This is a genomic window from Pseudomonas sp. 15C, from assembly GCF_055484735.1.
On the sequence record NZ_JBUDGD010000012.1, the window covers coordinates 75,689 to 94,179 of the forward strand.

Here is an 18,491-nt window from a genome sequence, read left to right on the forward strand (position 1 = left end):
ATGTTACATCGTTATCGCGAGCAGGCTCACTCCTGCGAGGGGTAGCGCTCGACTTTAGAGACCGTAGCTCATCAGTCGATCGTAACGGCGCTTGAGCAGCGCTTCGTTATCGAACTTCTTCAGCATCGCCAGTTGCGAGCTCAGCTCGGCACGGATCGATGCCGCGGCAGCAGCCGGGTCACGGTGCGCGCCGCCCAGTGGCTCGCCGATCACCTTGTCGACGATGCCCAGGCCTTTCAAACGCTCGGCAGTGATGCCCATGGCTTCAGCGGCATCCGGCGCCTTTTCGGCGGTTTTCCACAGGATCGATGCGCAACCTTCCGGCGAGATCACCGCGTAGGTCGAGTACTGCAGCATGTTCAGTTGATCGCAGACGCCGATCGCCAGTGCGCCACCGGAACCACCTTCACCGATGACGGTGGCGATGATCGGGGTTTTCAGGCGCGACATCACGCGCAGGTTCCAGGCAATGGCTTCGCTCTGGTTGCGCTCTTCGGCGTCGATACCCGGGTAGGCACCCGGCGTGTCGATGAAGGTCAGGATCGGCATCTTGAAGCGTTCGGCCATTTCCATCAGACGGCAGGCCTTGCGATAGCCTTCCGGACGCGGCATGCCGAAGTTGCGGCGAACCTTCTCGCGCACTTCACGGCCCTTCTGGTGGCCGATGATCATCACCGGCTGGTCTTCCAGACGGGCGATACCGCCGACAATCGCGGCGTCGTCGGAGAAGTGACGGTCACCGTGCAGTTCGTCGAACTCGGTGAAGATGTGCTCGATGTAGTCGAGGGTGTAAGGGCGTTTCGGGTGACGCGCCAGGCGTGCGATCTGCCAGCTGGTCAATTTGCCGAAGATGTCTTCGGTGAGCGTTTTGCTCTTGTCCTGCAGGCGGGAGATCTCATCGCCGATATTCAGCGAATTGTCATTACCGACCAAGCGCAACTCTTCGATCTTGGCTTGCAGGTCGGCGATCGGCTGTTCGAAATCTAGAAAATTCGGGTTCATAGGCGTCCGTCTTGGGTCGTGTCCCAAATGAGCTTGGGCCGGCCGGTTGTCTATTCGCGCCCTACCTTAAGGGAGAGGCGCGCTAAGGTCGAGATTAAAAATTCAGGTTGCGGGCGAGCGCAGTGATGGCACTCGCCGGTCAACGGTATTGGAGGAAGACGTTGTCTCGCCCGAACTGGTCACGCAGGGCTTGAATCAACGTATCCGCCGGGTCGATCCGCCAGGTCTCGCCGAACTGCAGCAAGGTCTTCGCATCTGGACTTGTGTATTCCATGGTGATCGGGCACGCGCCGCGATGACGCTTGAGCAGATCCCCCAGCCAGCGTAGCTGATCGCCTTTCAGATCCCGGGTCTGCAATTTCAAGCGCAGGCTCTCGGCGAGGTTGGTGCGCGCATCTTCCATGCTCATCACCCGCTTGACCCGCAGGCGCAGGCCGCCGGAGAAGTCGTCGTTGCTGACCTCGCCTTCGACCACCACCATGGCGTCGGTCTGCAACAGCGATTGCGCGGAATGGAACGCCTCGGCGAACAGCGACGCCTCGATCCGCCCGGAGCGGTCGTCGAGGGTGATGAAGCCCATCTTGTCGCCCTTTTTGTTCTTCATGACCCGCAGGGCAATGATCATCCCGGCCACGGTCTGGGTGTCGCGCGCCGGTTTCAGGTCGATGATGCGCTGACGGGCGAATCGGCGGATCTCGCCTTCATACTCATCGATCGGGTGACCGGTCAGGTACAGGCCCAGGGTGTCTTTTTCACCTTTGAGGCGTTCCTTGAGGGTCAGCTCCTTGGCCTTGCGATGGGACGCGTAAACGTCGGCATCTTCCTCGACGAACAAGCCGCCGAAAAGATCGGCGTGGCCGGAGTCGTGGGTGCGCGCGGTCTGCTCGGCCGCCTTGATCGCCTCTTCCATCGCCGCCAGCAGCACGGCGCGGTTGCGGTCGATATTGGCTTGATAAGCCTTTTGTTCGTCGTGGAAATACGGGCCCAGACGATCCAGCGCACCGCTGCGGATCAGACCGTCGAGGGTACGTTTGTTGATGCGTTTGAGGTCGACCCGTGCGCAGAAGTCGAACAGATCCTTGAACGGACCGGCCTGACGCGCCTCGGTAATGGCTTCAACCGGGCCTTCGCCGACACCTTTGATCGCGCCGAGGCCGTAAACGATGCGGCCGTCGTCGTTCACCGTGAACTTGAACTCCGAGGTGTTCACGTCCGGCGCGTCGAGGCGCAGCTTCATCGTGCGCACTTCCTCGATCAAGGTCACGACCTTGTCGGTGTTGTGCATGTCCGCCGAGAGTACCGCAGCCATGAACGGCGCCGGGTAATGCGCTTTCAGCCAGGCCGTCTGATACGACACCAGACCGTAAGCAGCGGAGTGGGATTTGTTGAAGCCGTAACCGGCGAATTTTTCTACCAGGTCGAAAATGTTACCGGCAAGGTCGGCGTCGATGCCGTTGGTGGCGCAGCCCTCAATGAAACCGCCGCGCTGCTTGGCCATTTCTTCGGGCTTTTTCTTACCCATGGCCCGGCGCAGCATGTCCGCACCGCCGAGGGTGTAACCGGCCATGACCTGTGCGATCTGCATCACCTGTTCTTGATACAGGATGATGCCGTAAGTCGGCGCGAGTACCGGCTTGAGGCCTTCGTACTGGTAGTCCGAGTGCGGATACGCCAGCTCGGCGCGGCCGTGCTTGCGGTTGATGAAGTCATCCACCATGCCGGACTGCAGCGGGCCCGGACGGAACAGTGCCACCAGTGCGATCAAGTCTTCCAGGCAGTCGGGCTTGAGCTTTTTGATCAGCTCTTTCATGCCGCGCGATTCAAGCTGGAACACCGCGGTGGTTTCAGCTTTTTGCAGCAGGCTGTAGGTCGGCTTGTCGTCGAGCGGAATAAACGCGATGTCCAGCGGCGGCTCGTTGACCTTGGCGCGGTCGCGGTTGATGGTTTTCAGCGCCCAATCGATGATCGTCAGGGTTCGCAGGCCGAGGAAGTCGAACTTCACCAGACCGGCCGCCTCCACGTCGTCCTTGTCGAACTGGGTCACCAGGCCGTCACCGGCCTCGTCGCAATAGATCGGCGAGAAGTCGGTCAGCTTGGTCGGCGCAATAACCACACCACCGGCGTGCTTGCCGACGTTACGCACCACGCCTTCAAGCTTGCGCGCCATCTCCCAGATTTCCGCGGCCTCTTCATCGACCTTGATGAAGTCACGGAGGATTTCTTCCTGCTCGTAGGCTTTTTCCAGGGTCATGCCGACTTCGAACGGAATCATCTTCGACAGACGATCCGCCAAGCCGTAGGACTTGCCCTGCACCCGCGCCACGTCGCGCACTACAGCCTTGGCGGCCATGGAACCAAACGTGATGATCTGGCTTACCGCGTTGCGGCCGTACTTCTCGGCCACGTAATCGATCACCCGGTCACGGCCGTCCATGCAGAAGTCGACGTCGAAGTCGGGCATCGAAACCCGTTCCGGGTTAAGGAAACGTTCGAACAGCAGATCGTATTCCAGCGGATCGAGGTCAGTGATCTTCTGTACGTAGGCCACCAGCGAACCGGCACCCGATCCACGGCCGGGACCGACCGGTACGCCGTTGTTCTTGGCCCACTGGATAAAGTCCATCACGATCAGGAAGTAACCGGGGAAGCCCATCTGGATGATGATATCCAGCTCGAAATTCAAGCGGTCGACGTAGACCTGACGCTTGGCTTCGTAGTCCTCGGTGGTGTCCTTGGGCAGCAGCACCGCGAGGCGCTCTTCGAGACCGTCGAAGGAAACCTTGCGAAAATATTCGTCGATGGTCATGCCATCGGGGATCGGGAAGTTGGGCAGGAAGTGCGTGCCCAGCTTGACTTCGATGTTGCAGCGCTTGGCGATCTCGACGGTGTTTTCGATCGCGTCGGGAATATCGCTGAACAGCTCGAGCATTTCCTCGGCGCTTTTCAGGTATTGCTGATCGCTGTAATTCTTCGAGCGCCGCGGATCGTCGAGGGCGCGGCCCTCACCGATGCAGACGCGGGTTTCGTGGGCGGCGAAGTCTTCCTGCTTGATGAAACGCACGTCGTTGGTCGCCACCAGCGGCGCACCGAGCTTGTCGGCCAGGGCCACCGCGCCGTGCAACTGCTCTTCGTCGTTGGGACGGTTGGTGCGCTGGATTTCCAGATAGAAACGGTCCGGGAACACCGCCATCCACTCACGCGTCAGCGTCTCGGCTTCGGCCGGGTTGCCGCCGATCAGCGCCATGCCGACCTCGCCTTCCTTGGCCGCGGACAACATGATCAGGCCTTCACTGGCTTCGGCGACCCACTGGCGCTCGACAATGATCATGCCGTTGCGCTGGCCTTCGATGAAGCCGCGCGAGATCAGCTCGGTGAGGTTGCGATAGCCCTTGGCATTCATTACCAGCAGGCTGATCCGGCTCAGCGGTCCGTCCGGATCCTTGTTCGACAGCCACAGGTCGGCGCCGCAGATCGGCTTGATGCCGGCGCCCATGGTGTTTTTATAGAACTTGACCAGGGAACACATGTTGTTCTGGTCGGTGACCGCGACCGCCGGCATGTTCAGGGCCGTGAGCGCCTTGACCAGCGGCTTGATCCGCACCAGCCCGTCGACCAGGGAGTATTCAGTGTGCAGGCGTAGATGAACGAATGAAGCCGGCATAGTGATCCTGTCCAGTTACATAGAGACAACGAGGCCCGGATTGTACCGGGCCTCGAATAAAACATCAGCCTTGCGCCTAAACCTGCGTGAGCACTTCCCGCGCCTCGTAAGCCAGGCGCACCGGGGCGAACGAGCGTCGGTGAATCGGGGTCGGCCCGAGCCGCGACAGCGCTTCCAGATGAACGGGCGTCGGGTAGCCTTTATGGCCACCGATGCCGTAGCCCGGATAGATCAGTTCGAAAGCGGCCATTTCGCGGTCGCGGCTGACCTTGGCCAGAATCGACGCGGCAGCAATCGCCGGGACCTTGCCGTCGCCCTGGATCACCGCTTCGGAACGCATAGGCAAGTGCGGGCAGCGGTTGCCGTCGATCATCGCCAGTTTCGGCTGGATGTGCAGCCCGGCCACCGCGCGCTGCATGGCCAGCATGGTGGCGTGGAGAATGTTCAGCTCATCGATTTCTTCGACTTCGGCGCGGGCGATGCACCAGCTCAAGGCTTTTTCGCAGATCTCGTCGTAGAGCTTTTCACGCTTGGCTTCGGTGAGTTTCTTCGAGTCGTCCAGACCGAGGATCGGCCGGTTCGGATCGAGGATCACCGCCGCCGTCACCACCGCACCGCACAACGGGCCGCGACCGACTTCGTCAACCCCGGCCACCAGTTGCTCGACTTCGGCGACGAGGGTGAAATCCAGGCCCATCTGCATGCTTGTCTTGCTCATCGTGTTTGACCGATCAGGTTGAGGACGGCATCCGCCGCCTGATTGGAGGCATCCAGGCGCAACGTGCGATGGATCTCGTCGAAACCGCGGGTCTGCTCTTCTCCACCGTCGATCAACGGGGAAAGCGTCAACGCCAGCGCCTCGACTGTCGCATCATCCTGCAACAGCTCGGGCACCAGCAAGCGCTGAGCCAGCAGGTTCGGCAACGACACGTACGGGCTCTTGACCATGCGTTTGAGAATCCAGAACGTCAGCGGCGCCAAACGGTACGCCACCACCATCGGTCGCTTGTACAACAACGCTTCGAGGGTGGCGGTGCCGGAGGCGATCAACACCGCGTTGCACGCCGCCAGCGCCAGATGCGATTGACCGTCCAGCAAGGTCACCGGCAAATCACGGCCAGCGAGCAATTCTTCAAGCTGCGCGCGACGCTCGGGATTGGCGCACGGAATAACGAAACGCAAACCCGGGCGCATGGCGCGCAAACGCTCGGCGGTGTCGAGAAACAGCGCGCCGAGACGCGACACTTCGCCGCCGCGACTGCCCGGCATCAACGCCACCAGCGGGCCGTCGGGTAAACCCAGTTCGGCCCGCGCCGCGGCACGATCGGCTTCAAGCGGAATGGTGTCGGCCAGGGTGTGGCCGACGAACCGCACCGGTACGCCCTTCTCTTCGTAGAATTTGGCTTCGAACGGCAGCAGCGTCAACATCAGGTCGCAGCCTTCGCGGATCTTGAGCACGCGCTTCTGGCGCCACGCCCACACCGACGGGCTGACATAATGCACGGTCTTGATCCCGGCCTGACGCAGCTTGAGTTCGATATTGAGGTTGAAGTCTGGCGCGTCGATGCCGATGAACACGTCCGGCTTTTCGGCGATCAGCGTGGCGATCAGTTCCTTGCGGCGCTTTAACAGTTCGCGCAGCCGGCCGAGAACTTCCACCAGCCCCATGACCGACAAGCGCTCCATGGGGAAGTAGGACGTCAGGCCTTCAGCTTGCATCAACGGCCCGCCGACACCGATGAACTCGACTGTCGGGTGCTGTGCCTTGATCGCACGCATGAGACCTGCACCGAGAATGTCGCCGGAAGCTTCACCGGCCACCAGCGCAATACGCAGACTGGCCATGGTCAGCGGGTGATGCCGCGAGTCGACGACAGGATGGAATCACGGAACACCGCGACTTCCGGGTACTGCGCAGCCGGCTCGGCGAGTTCGGCCAGTGCCTGCTCGACGGTCAGTCCCTGGCGATAAACGGTTTTGTAGGCGCGACGCAAGGTGTGAATCGCGTCCTCACTGAAACCACGACGACGCATGCCTTCGAAGTTCATGCTGCGCGCTTCGGCCGGGTTGCCGAACACGGTGACGAACGCCGGAACATCCTTGCCGATCGCGGTGCCCATGCCGGAAAAACTGTGGGCGCCGATGTGGCAATACTGGTGCACCAGGGTAAATCCGGAAAGGATTGCCCAGTCATCCACGTGCACATGGCCGGCCAGCGCCGTGTTGTTGACCAGAATGCAGTGGTTGCCGATGACGCTGTCGTGACCGATGTGCGCGTAGGCCATGATCAGGTTGTGATCGCCCAGCGTGGTTTCCGAACGGTCCTGCACGGTGCCACGGTGAATGGTCACGCCTTCTCGGATGACGTTGTGGTCACCGATCACCAGGCGGGTTTCTTCGCCCTTGTACTTCAGATCGGGGGTGTCCTCGCCTACCGAGGAAAACTGGTAGATGCGATTGTGCTTGCCAATGCGGGTCGGCCCCTTGAGGACCACATGCGGCCCGATCACGGTACCCTCGCCGATTTCCACACCTGCGCCGATGATCGACCACGGGCCGACCTCGACGCCGTCAGCCAGGATGGCGGACGGATCGATGATTGCGCGAGGGTCAATCAAACTCATACTTTTTGTTCCGCGCAGATGATCTCGGCCGAGCACACCGGTTTGCCATCGACCGACGCCTGGCATTCGAATTTCCAGATCTTGCGCTTGCAACTGATGAAGGTCGCTTCAAGGATCAACTGGTCGCCCGGCTTGACTGGCTGGCGGAAACGCAGCTTGTCGGAACCGACGAAGTAATACAGGGTGCCGTCGGCCGGTTTGACGTTGAGCATCTTGAAACCGAGGATCCCGGCAGCCTGAGCCATCGCTTCGATGATCAGCACGCCCGGCATGATCGGATGCGCAGGGAAGTGACCATTGAAGAACGGTTCATTGATGCTGACATTCTTGTAGGCGCGAATTCGCTTGCCTTCAGTGTCCAGTTCCACCACCCGGTCCACCAGCAGGAACGGGTAACGGTGAGGCAGGTATTCGCGAATCTCGATGATGTCCATCATTTCAGGGGGAAGCCTATGTAAAGATTGGGAGCGCGACTGACGTGCACTCCTCTAGCAAATCAACGAGGCAGTCCAGAGGCTGCACACACTTGATATGGAAATGGTATCAGCCATCAGATGAAGCATTGCCGTCAGGGGTCACTTCCCCTACGCGCTTTTCCAGCTGTTTGAGCCGTCGCGCGATGTCATCGAGCTGACGGATACGGGCCGCGCTTTTGCGCCATTCGGCCGCCGGTTGCATGGCTGTGCCGGAAGAATAGGCACCCGGCTCGGTAATCGAGTGGGTCACCATGGTCATTCCGGTCAGGAAAACGTTGTCGCAAATATCAATGTGGCCAACCAGACCGACACCGCCGGCGAGCATGCAGTGCTTGCCGATTTTGGTGCTGCCGGAGATCCCCACGCACGCGGCCATGGCGGTGTGATCACCGACCTGAACGTTGTGCGCGATCTGAATCTGGTTGTCGAGCTTCACACCATTGCCGATCACGGTATCAGCCAGGGCGCCGCGGTCGATGGCGGTGTTCACGCCAATCTCGACATCGTCGCCGATGGTCACGCCACCGATCTGTGCGATCTTCTGCCAGATGCCCTTCTCATTGGCGAAGCCGAAGCCCTCGCCACCGAGCACCGCGCCGGACTGAATAACCACACGCTTGCCAATGTGCACGTCGTGATACAGCGTCACGCGCGGAGCGAGCCAGCCGCCCTCGCCGATTTCGCTGCGCGCACCGATAACGCAATGCGCGCCAAGGGTCACTTGTGCGCCGATCCGCGCGCCAGCCTCGATCACCACAAACGGCCCGATGCTGGCGGTTGGATCAACCACCGCGTCCGCAGCGATCACCGCTGAAGGGTGGATACCCGCGGGCGCTTTCGGCTTGGGATCGAACAAATGCGAGAGGCGCGCATAGGCCAGATAAGGATCCGGTACCACCAGCGCATTACCGGCATAACCTTCAGCGTCGGCTTCCTTGAGCAGCAATGCTGCCGCCTGCGAGCCCGCCAGGTATTTGCGGTATTGAGGGTTTGCCAGAAAGCTCAACTGAGCTGGGCCAGCCTCTTGCAAAGTGGCTAGCCCAGTAATTTGCTTCTCGGGGTCGCCACGCAGGGTGGCGCCGAGGAACTCGGCCAACTGGCCGAGCTTGATGGTCACAGTCATGGGTTACTTCAGCTGATTCATGCGCTCGATAACCTGGCGCGTGATGTCGTACTGCGGTTTGACATCGATCACTGCGCCACGCTCGAACACCAGGTCAAAACCACCTTTCTTGATGACTTCTTCCACAGCGCTGTCCAGTTTCGGCTTCAGTTGCTTGAGCATTTCGCGGTCGGCAACAGCTTTGGCTTCGTTCAGCTCTTTGGACTGGAACTGGAAGTCACGGGCCTTTTGCTTGAATTCCAGCTCCAGACGCTCACGCTCACCTTGCTGCATCTTGTCGCCACCGGCCATCAGACGATCCTGAATGCCTTTGGCGCTGCTTTCCAGAGTCTTCAGTTTGGTCAGTTGCGGACCGAACTTCTTCTCGGCATCCACGGCGTATTTCTTCGCCGCGTCGGATTCCAGCAGAGCCATTTGATAGTTCAGAACGGCAATTTTCATGTCGGCAAATGCCGGGCCTGCCACCAGTACGGAGGCCAGGAGAACCAATTGAGTCAACTTACGCACGATGCACTCCTACAAAATCCATTGTCGTTATCTTGGGTCAGACGCTTAGAACGTCTGGCCGAGGGAGAATTGGAACACTTGAGTTTCAGCGTCATCCGGTTTCTTGATCGGCATGGCCAACGCGAAGCTCAGAGGACCCAGTGCGGTGACCCAGGTCACACCCACACCCACGGAACTGGCCATGTTGCTCAGACTGATGTCGTTGCACTTGGTGTTGGACGACGAACCGTTAGCGTTCGTAGTGTCCTTGCACTGCGAGTCAAATACGTTACCGACATCCCAGAATACCGAGGTACGCAGGGAGCGCTGATCTTTCACGAACGGCAGCGGGAACAGGACTTCCACGCCACCCTGGATCAGGACGTTACCACCGAACGGCAGTGGATCCTGGTCCGGGTCCGCAATGGTGCCCGGGTTGGTACCACGGCTCGGCGTACTGCGCGGACCGAGGGTGCTGTCCTTGAAGCCGCGCACCGAGTTGAAACCACCCGCATAGTAGTTTTCATAGAACGGCAAGCCATCGGTCGAACCATAACCGTCGCCATAACCCAGTTCGGTATGCAGGCGCAGGGTGTAGTTTTCAGTGATCGGCTGGAACAACTGACCACGGTAGTCGAGCTTGAAGAACGACAGGTCGCTGCCCGGAATGGTGCTTTCCAGGGTCAGGCTCTGGGAACGACCACGGGTCGGCAGTACGCCCTTGTTCAGGGTCGACTCGGACCAGCCGGCCGAAGCCTTGAAGTTCAGGTAGCTGTCGCCTTCCTTCTCGACGAAGTCGAAAATCTCGTCAACGGTGTAACGACCGGTGTTGATCGTGTCCTGCTGGGCGGACAGACCGAACGTCAGACGCGAAGTCTCGCTGATCGGATAGCCAATGTTCACACCGGCACCCAGGCTGTCTACGGCGTAGCTCGAGATATCGGCATCGAGTTCATCGTAGTCGGTGGTGCGATAGAACGCGTTGTAGCCCAGGCTCACGCCATCGGCGGTCCAGTAGGGGTCAACGTAGCCGAAGTTGTAGCGGCTCTGGTATTCGCTGCGGGTCAGACCGATGCTGACGCGGTTACCGGTACCGAGGAAATTGTTCTGGGTGATCGAACCACCGAGGATCAGACCGGCACTCTGGGCGAAACCAACGCTGGCGGTAATCGAACCGGACGCCTGTTCTTCTACGGCGTAGTTCACGTCGACCTGGTCATCTACGCCCGGAACAGCCGGGGTCTCGACGTTGACTTCCTTGAAGAAGCCCAGACGCTCAAGACGGGTCTTGGACTGGTCGATCAGGTAGGTCGAAGCCCAGCCACCTTCCATCTGACGCATTTCGCGACGCAGCACTTCGTCCTCGGACTTGGTGTTGCCACGGAAGTTGATGCGATTGACGTAGGCACGTTTGCCCGGATCGACCGCGAACAGGATATCGACGGTGTGGTCGTCATCATGCGGCTGAGGCACGCCGTTGACGTTGGCGAAGGTGTAACCCTCGTTACCCAGACGGCGGGTGATCAGTTCGGAGGTGGTGGTCATCAGCTTGCGCGAGAACACCTGGCCCTTCTGCACCAGCAACAGGGACTTGATCTGGTCTTCAGGGACTTTCAGATCACCGCTGAGCTTGACGTCGCGAACGGTGTACTTCTCGCCTTCGGTGACGTTGACGGTGATGTAGACGTGCTTCTTGTCCGGGGTGATCGACACCTGGGTCGAAGCGATGTCCATGTTGATATAGCCACGGTCCAGGTAGTAGGAACGCAGACGCTCCAGGTCACCGGACAGTTTTTCACGGGCATATTTGTCATCGTTCTTGAAGAACGACAGCCAGTTGGTGGTTTTCAGTTCGAACAGGTCGGTCAGGTCTTCCTCGGGGAACACCGTGTTGCCGACCACGTTGATGTGCTGAATCGCGGCAACGGTACCTTCGTTGATCTTCACTTTCAGACCAACACGGTTGCGCGGTTGCGAGACCACTTCGGTATCGACGGTAGCCGAGTAACGACCCTGCGCTACGTACTGACGCTGCAGTTCGTTACGCACACCTTCGAGGGTGGCGCGCTGGAAGATCTCGCCTTCGGCCAGACCCGACTGCTTGAGGCCTTTCATCAGGTCTTCGGTCGAGATCGCCTTGTTGCCTTCGATCTCGATACTGGCAACCGACGGACGTTCGACGACCGTAATCACCAGAACGTTGCCTTCGCGGCCCAGCTGGATATCTTGAAAGAAACCGGTTTTGAACAGCGCACGAGTGGATTCCACCAGGCGACGATCATCCGCCTGCTCGCCGACGTTCAACGGCAAGGCACCAAAGACGCTACCCGCGGAGACCCGCTGGAGGCCATTGACGCGAATATCAGAGATAGTGAAGGACTCGGCGTGAACTTCGGCGATCATCAATACGGTGAGAACCGCAGTTAGCAGCAGACGTTTCATGAAGTCCTTTCTTATTCCAACTGGCAATAAACAAACTGCCGCAAAATGCGGCAGATTCGCAATTCAGCGAAGCGTTACAGTCGACCCAGATCGTTGACCAGAGCAAGCAACATCACCCCGACCACCAAACTGATACCGATCTGTATCCCCCAACCTTGCACCCGATCCGACAAGGGACGACCACGCGCCCACTCGATCAGATAAAACAACAAATGCCCCCCATCCAGTACAGGAATAGGCAGCAAATTCAGAACCCCCAGGCTAATACTCAGATAAGCAAGGAAATTCAGGAAATCAGCGACGCCCGACTGGGCAGAAGCGCCCGCCACTTTAGCAATGGTTATCGGTCCACTCAAGTTTTTTACCGAGAGCTCGCCGAACAGCATTTTCTTCAGTGAATCGAGGGTCAGAATGCTCATGGTCCAAGTGCGACGGGCGCCCTCGCCAATTGCCGCCAACGGGCCGTAACTGACCTCGCGAATCATCTCCGGTGGCCAGTCGATTGCCTTGACACCCGCGCCCAGATAACCGCTCGGCGCCTTGCTTTCACCACGCGCCGCCAAGGTCACCGGGACGTCGATTTGAGCACTGTCGCGCTCGATGCGCAGCATGATTTTGGTATCAGGACGCGTACGAACGGTATCGACCACTTGCTGCCAGTCGCTCAACGGCTGGCCATCGAGCGCCAGCAAGCGATCGCCGGTTTTCAGGCCAGCAGCCTGCGCCGGGCCTTTCGGATCGAGTTCGGCGAGTACCGGCGGCAACGCCGGGCGCCACGGGCGAATACCCAGAGAACGGATCGGATCCGGCTCATCGGCGCCCTTGAGCCAATTGTCCAGTTTCAGTTCACGCGGCGAATCCGCGGTAGAACCCTGTTCGCGCACCAGCAATTGCAGAGAACCGCTCTCGCCGAGACGCCGTACCAGTTGCAGATTGACCGCCGCCCATCCGGAGGTCGGCTCGCCATCGATGGCGACGATTTCCTCGCCTGCATTCAAACCCGCCGTGGCGGCAATGCTGCCGGACTCGACCGCACCGATGACCGGACGCACCTGCTCGCTGCCGAGCATGGCCAGCACCCAGAAGAACACCAGCGCCAAAAGGAAGTTGGCCACGGGGCCGGCGGCAACAATAGCGATACGCTGACGAACGGTTTTACGATTGAACGACTGATCGAGCTGATCGACCGGGACCTCGCCTTCACGCTCGTCGAGCATCTTGACGTAGCCGCCCAGCGGAATCGCGGCGATCACGAATTCGGTGCCCTGCTTGTCATGCCAGCGCAGCAACGGCATGCCAAAGCCTACGGAAAAGCGCAGAACCTTGACGCCACAGCGCCGCGCGACCCAGAAGTGGCCGAATTCGTGAAAAGTGACCAGCACACCCAGAGCAATCAGGGTGCCGGCAATCATATAGAGCGCGCTCATCTACTTTCTCCGCAATCCTGTTCAGTGCCGCGTGTAGCCAATGTATTGCAAATTCTATCGATCGTGACGCTTGAGCCATTGCCGCGCCAGATCACGGGCCTTGGCATCGGCAGTAAATACCGCCTCGAGATCAGCCAGGGCCACCACCGGTTCGAGGCTCAGAACCTCTTCGATGATACTCGCGATTTCCAGGTACCGGACCCGCCCGTCGAGAAACGCCTGTACCGCCACTTCGTTGGCCGCATTGAGCATTGCCGGAGCGCTGTCGCCCGCCTCGGCAGCTTGCCGCGCCAGACGCAGACAAGGGAAGCGCCCTTCATCCGGTGCTTCGAAGTCCAGCCGTGCAATGGCGAACAGATCCAGCGGCGCTACCCCGGAATCAATGCGCTCAGGCCACGCCAGCGCACTGGCGATCGGCGTACGCATATCGGGATTGCCCAACTGCGCCAGTACCGAGCCGTCGACGTAATCGACCAGCGAGTGAATCACGCTCTGCGGGTGGATCACCACCTCGACCTGCGCAGGCTTGGCGTCGAATAACCAGCAGGCTTCGATCAGCTCGAGACCTTTGTTCATCATGCTCGCCGAATCGACGGAGATCTTGCGCCCCATCGACCAGTTCGGATGTGCACAGGCCTGATCAGGTGAAACATGCGCCAGTTCGCTCATCGGCGTCTGCCGGAACGGACCACCAGAGGCTGTGAGCAAGATCCGCCGAACACCGACCGCGCCCAACCCACGGGCAAAATCCTGTGGCATGCACTGGAAAATCGCGTTGTGCTCGCTGTCGATCGGCAGCAACACCGAACCACTCTTGCGCACGGCCTGCATGAACAAGGCGCCGGACATCACCAGCGCTTCCTTGTTGGCCAGCAGGATTTTCTTGCCCGCCTCAACGGCCGCCAGAGTCGGACGCAATCCCGCCGCACCGACGATCGCCGCCATCACCGCATCGACTTCCGGCGCGGACGCGATCTGACACAAGCCCTCCTCGCCTACCAGCACTTGAGTCGACAAACCGGCCGCACGCAAATCGTCCTGCAAACTGCGCGCGGCGGCCGCTTGTGGCACCACGGCAAATTGCGGCGCATGACGCACGCACAAGGCAAGCAGCTCGCTCAGACGACTGAAGCCGCTCAGCGCGAAAACCTGATAGCGCTCGGGATGACGAGCAATGACGTCCAGCGTGCTCAGGCCGATCGAGCCTGTCGCACCCAACACGGTAATCTGCTGAGGGCGACTCACGGCGCAGCCATCCACAGCAGCACGGCAAATACCGGAATCGCTGCCGTGAGGCTGTCGATGCGATCGAGCACACCACCATGACCGGGCAACAGGTTACTGCTGTCCTTGATGCCGGACTGGCGCTTGAACATGCTTTCGGTCAGGTCGCCGACCACCGAGATGAAAACGATCACGGCCGCGCCAATCAAGCCCTTGAGCAGTTCGGCCACGGTCCAGTCACGCACCAGCCCGACAATCGCGGTAATCACCAGGCTCAGCGCCAGACCACCGTATACGCCTTCCCAGCTTTTGCCCGGACTGACGTGCGGCGCCAGCTTGCGCTTGCCGAATTTGCGACCCGAGAAATAAGCGCCGATATCGGCCCCCCAGACCAGCACCATCACCGCCATGATCAGCCAGTTACCCAACGGGTACTGCTTGATCTGCACCAGGCCCTGCCAGGCCGGCAGCAGAATCAACAGACCGATCACCAGCTTGGTGGCGGCACTGGACCAATGCGCACTGGAACGCGGATAGGTCAATACCAGGTACGTTGCCACGACCCACCAGAGCACCGAAGCGCCCAGCACCCAAGGCGCGAGGCCGGGCAGCACATGCATGATGAATAGCAACAGCGCAACGACCGCAGCAAAACCGACGCGGTACGATTGCGCAGCGAAGCCGGCCAGGCGCGCCCATTCCCAGGCACCGAGGCACACGACCAGCCCGATGAACAGGGCAAAACCAGTGCCTTTAAGCAGGAAGAACCCGCACAAGGCAATCGGCAGCAGGATCAGTGCAGTGATGATTCGTTGTTTAAGCATTAAACCCGGGCTCCAGCTTCGACCTGCTCACTCGTTTTACCGAAGCGACGCTGGCGCGAAGCGAAATCAGCCAGCGCACCGCGCATGGCATCGTGTTTGAAGTCCGGCCAGAACAGGTCGGAGAAATACAACTCGGCGTAGGCCAGCTGCCACAGCAGGAAATTGCTGATGCGGTGCTCGCCGCCCGTGCGGATGCACAGGTCCGGCAACGGCAGATCGCCGGTTGCCAGACAGGTCTGCAGCAGATCCGGAGTGATGTCCTCGGGGCGCAAATGCCCGGCCTGGACTTCACGGGCCAGGCGCTGCGCTGCCTGTGCGATATCCCACTGACCGCCGTAGTTGGCGGCGATCTGCAGGATGAAGCGGTTGGCGCCCGCCGTCATCGCTTCGGCTTCACGCATGGCGGCCTGAAGCTCCGGATGAAACCGCGAGCGGTCGCCAATGATGCGCAGGCTGATGTTGTTGTCGTTGAGGCGCTTGGCCTCGCGACGCAAGGCCTTGAAGAACAGGTCCATCAAGGCACTGACTTCGTCGGCCGGACGCTGCCAGTTCTCACTGGAGAACGCGAACAGGGTGAGCACCTCGACCTTGGCCTCGGCGCACACCTCGATCACCGCACGCACAGCATCCACACCCGCTTTATGCCCGGCGACACCCGGCATAAAGCGTTTTTTCGCCCAGCGATTGTTGCCATCCATGATGATCGCGACATGGCGCGGCACCGCGGACGGCGCAGACTGCTTGGTCTTGTCCATTTAAAGCTCGACCCTTATACGGCCATCAGGTCTTTTTCTTTCTCGTCCGTGGCCTTGGTGATCTGGGCCTCGGACTCTTTGGTCAGCTTGTCGATATCAGCGATGGCACGACGCTCTTCGTCTTCGCTGATTTCCTTGTCCTTGACCAGCTTCTTCAGATCACCCAACGCGTCACGACGGATGTTACGCACGGCAACACGCGCGTCTTCCGCTGCGCTACGGGCCTGCTTGGTGAAGCCTTTGCGCGTTTCCTCGGTGAGGGCCGGCATCGGGATCAACAGCAATTCGCCAAGGTTGGTCGGGTTGAGGTTCAGACCGGCGCTCTGGATCGCCTTGTCGACGGCCGCGAGCATGTTGCGCTCGAAGGCCACGACCTGCAGGGTCCGCGAGTCCTTGACGGTGACGTTGGCCACGCTGCTCAGCGGGGTGTCAGTACCGTAGTAAGGCACCATGACGCTGCCCAGGATGCTCGGGTGAGCCTTGCCGGTACGAATCTGGCCGAACGCGTGAGCCAGAGACTCCAGCGATTTTTGCATGCGCTCTTTAGCGTTTTTTTGGATTTCGTTGATCATTGTTGACCTTCCTCGATCAGGGTACCTTCAGCGCCGCCATGAACGATGTTCAGCAGGGCGCCCGGTTTGTTCATGTTGAAGACGCGCAACGGCATCTTGTGATCGCGGCACAGGCAGATAGCGGTCAGGTCCATGACACCCAGCTTGCGATCCAGTACTTCATCATAAGTCAGATGATCGAACTTCTCGGCATGCGGGTCTTTGAATGGATCTGCGGTGTAAACGCCATCAACCTTGGTCGCCTTGAGCACGACATCAGCGTCGATTTCGATTGCGCGCAGGCAGGCTGCCGAATCCGTGGTGAAGAACGGGTTGCCGGTACCGGCAGCGAAAATCACCACGTCCTTGGAGTTCAGGTGGCGCATGGCTTTGCGGCGATCGTAGTGATCGGTCACGCCGACCATGGAAATGGCCGACATCACGATGGCCGAGATATTGGCACGTTCCAGCGCATCACGCATGGCCAGAGCGTTCATCACAGTGGCCAGCATGCCCATGTGGTCGCCCGTGACCCGATCCATGCCGGCTTTGCTCAAGGCTTCGCCGCGGAACAGGTTGCCACCGCCGATCACCAGACCGACCTGAACGCCGATGCCGACCAACTGGCCGACTTCCAGCGCCATCCGATCCAGCACTTTTGGATCGATCCCGAACTCTTCCGAGCCCATCAGGGCCTCGCCGCTAAGCTTGAGTAGAATGCGTTTATAGCGAGCCTGATAACCACTGCCCTGCTGAGCCATTGCGAATCTCTCCTGCGGCGTATTTAAAATTCTGTGCGAGCTGTTTACAGCTGCCGTTCACTCTAGCTTGGCGCTGCGTCAGCGCCATCGGAACATGGCTTTGTAAGTCAGTTCCAAGCGGAAACCAATAAAAAACTGGTACCCGATCTGAAAAGAGGCTGCGCGCGTGAGCGGGCAGCCTCTTTCGGCGACAGTTTGAAAACCGTCTTATTGCTTGGCGGCAGCCAGCTGGGCAGCAACTTCTTCAGCGAAGTTGTCGACCGGCTTCTCGATGCCTTCGCCTACTTTGAAGTAAGTGAAGGAAACGATTTCAGCACCGGCTTTCTTGGCCAGTTCGCCAACCTTGACTTCAGGGTTCTTGACGAACGCCTGCTCGACCAGGCTCGCTTCTGCCAGGAACTTGCTGATACGGCCCTTGACCATGTTCTCAACAATGTTTTCTGGCTTGCCTTTGATCTTCTCTTCGTTCAGTTGCAGGAACACAGCTTTCTCACGCTCGATCGCTTCGTCGGAGACTTGCGAAGGCAGCAGGAATTCCGGGTTGCTTGCAGCTACGTGCATTGCGATGTCTTTGGCCAGCTCGACGTCACCGCCTTTCAGGACAACAGCAACACCGATCTTGTTACCGTGCAGGTAAGTGCCGACAACGTCACCTTCTACGCGTACCAGACGACGGATGTTGACGTTCTCGCCGACTTTGGCAACCAGAGCCTCACGAGCCGATTCCTGAGCGGCGATCAGCGGAGCTGCGTCGGTCAGTTTTTCGTCGAAAGCTTTTTCTACGCTGGCAGCAACGAAGTTTTTGAAGTCGTCTTGCAGGGCCAGGAAGTCGGTCTGCGAGTTGACTTCCAGCAGCACGGCTGCCTTGTCATTCGATTTGATGGCGATTGCGCCTTCAGCGGCAACGTTGCCGGCTTTTTTCGCAGCCTTGATCGCGCCCGAAGCACGCATGTCATCAATGGCTTTTTCGATGTCGCCGTCAGCCTTTTCCAGGGCTTTCTTGCAGTCCATCATGCCTTCGCCGGTACGCTCGCGCAGTTCTTTGACCAACGCTGCAGTAATTGCTGCCATTTTCAAATTCCTCTTGGATAGGTTTTCAACCATTCCACCCGATCGAACGGGCGTTCAATTCTTC

The 18,491-nt window shown here is 59.6% G+C and carries 16 protein-coding genes; all 16 read right to left on the bottom strand.

Going from position 1 to position 18,491, the window contains the following annotated elements:
- Positions 1-54 precede the first annotated feature (54 nt).
- Entirely contained in the window at positions 55-1,002 is a 948-nt protein-coding gene (locus ACYYKW_RS09320; RefSeq protein WP_038357918.1) for an acetyl-CoA carboxylase carboxyltransferase subunit alpha, read from the bottom strand.
- A gap of 139 nt (positions 1,003-1,141) precedes the next feature.
- Complete coding sequence (gene dnaE / locus ACYYKW_RS09325; protein WP_464989966.1) at positions 1,142-4,663, bottom strand: DNA polymerase III subunit alpha; 3,522 nt, start codon at positions 4,661-4,663, stop codon at positions 1,142-1,144.
- Positions 4,664-4,739: 76 nt separating this feature from the next.
- Positions 4,740-5,366 carry a ribonuclease HII gene (rnhB, locus tag ACYYKW_RS09330; protein WP_090282010.1) on the bottom strand — a complete coding sequence of 209 codons (627 nt, stop codon included), beginning with the start codon at positions 5,364-5,366 and terminating at the stop codon, positions 4,740-4,742.
- A gap of 11 nt (positions 5,367-5,377) precedes the next feature.
- Positions 5,378-6,508, bottom strand: a complete 1,131-nt coding sequence (lpxB, locus tag ACYYKW_RS09335) for a lipid-A-disaccharide synthase (protein ID WP_093104247.1) — start codon at positions 6,506-6,508, stop codon at positions 5,378-5,380.
- Positions 6,509-6,510: 2 nt separating this feature from the next.
- Entirely contained in the window at positions 6,511-7,287 is a 777-nt protein-coding gene (gene lpxA / locus ACYYKW_RS09340) for an acyl-ACP--UDP-N-acetylglucosamine O-acyltransferase (RefSeq protein ID WP_093104250.1), read from the bottom strand.
- Complete coding sequence (fabZ, locus tag ACYYKW_RS09345; RefSeq protein WP_090282007.1) at positions 7,284-7,724, bottom strand: 3-hydroxyacyl-ACP dehydratase FabZ; 441 nt, start codon at positions 7,722-7,724, stop codon at positions 7,284-7,286. Before fabZ ends, lpxA begins: the two co-directional genes overlap by 4 nt.
- 106 nt (positions 7,725-7,830) lie before the next feature.
- Positions 7,831-8,886 (bottom strand): UDP-3-O-(3-hydroxymyristoyl)glucosamine N-acyltransferase, encoded by a 1,056-nt coding sequence (lpxD, locus tag ACYYKW_RS09350; RefSeq protein WP_093104253.1) that lies wholly within the window; start codon positions 8,884-8,886, stop codon positions 7,831-7,833.
- A gap of 3 nt (positions 8,887-8,889) precedes the next feature.
- The gene (locus tag ACYYKW_RS09355) at positions 8,890-9,393 is read right to left on the bottom strand and encodes an OmpH/Skp family outer membrane protein (protein ID WP_003222140.1); all 504 of its coding nucleotides are present in this window, start codon (positions 9,391-9,393) and stop codon (positions 8,890-8,892) included.
- A 45-nt stretch (positions 9,394-9,438) separates the two neighbouring features.
- The gene (bamA, locus tag ACYYKW_RS09360; RefSeq protein WP_090282005.1) at positions 9,439-11,814 is read right to left on the bottom strand and encodes an outer membrane protein assembly factor BamA; all 2,376 of its coding nucleotides are present in this window, start codon (positions 11,812-11,814) and stop codon (positions 9,439-9,441) included.
- Between the two features lie 74 nt (positions 11,815-11,888).
- The gene (rseP, locus tag ACYYKW_RS09365) at positions 11,889-13,241 is read right to left on the bottom strand and encodes a sigma E protease regulator RseP (protein ID WP_464989967.1); all 1,353 of its coding nucleotides are present in this window, start codon (positions 13,239-13,241) and stop codon (positions 11,889-11,891) included.
- Between the two features lie 54 nt (positions 13,242-13,295).
- Positions 13,296-14,486: a 1-deoxy-D-xylulose-5-phosphate reductoisomerase gene (gene ispC, locus ACYYKW_RS09370; RefSeq protein WP_464989968.1), complete on the bottom strand. Its 1,191-nt coding sequence runs from the start codon at positions 14,484-14,486 to the stop codon at positions 13,296-13,298.
- Positions 14,483-15,289: a phosphatidate cytidylyltransferase gene (locus ACYYKW_RS09375; protein WP_093104258.1), complete on the bottom strand. Its 807-nt coding sequence runs from the start codon at positions 15,287-15,289 to the stop codon at positions 14,483-14,485. Before ACYYKW_RS09375 ends, ispC begins: the two co-directional genes overlap by 4 nt.
- A complete protein-coding gene (gene uppS / locus ACYYKW_RS09380) occupies positions 15,289-16,044 on the bottom strand; it encodes a polyprenyl diphosphate synthase (RefSeq protein ID WP_090282001.1) in 756 nt (251 codons plus the stop codon). The genes ACYYKW_RS09375 and uppS overlap by 1 nt, the downstream gene beginning before the upstream one ends.
- A gap of 14 nt (positions 16,045-16,058) precedes the next feature.
- Positions 16,059-16,616: a ribosome recycling factor gene (gene frr, locus ACYYKW_RS09385; RefSeq protein ID WP_090282000.1), complete on the bottom strand. Its 558-nt coding sequence runs from the start codon at positions 16,614-16,616 to the stop codon at positions 16,059-16,061.
- Complete coding sequence (gene pyrH / locus ACYYKW_RS09390) at positions 16,613-17,356, bottom strand: UMP kinase (protein WP_003222124.1); 744 nt, start codon at positions 17,354-17,356, stop codon at positions 16,613-16,615. The genes frr and pyrH overlap by 4 nt, the downstream gene beginning before the upstream one ends.
- A gap of 207 nt (positions 17,357-17,563) precedes the next feature.
- Entirely contained in the window at positions 17,564-18,427 is an 864-nt protein-coding gene (gene tsf / locus ACYYKW_RS09395) for a translation elongation factor Ts (protein ID WP_016771476.1), read from the bottom strand.
- Between the last annotated feature and the right edge of the window lie 64 nt (positions 18,428-18,491).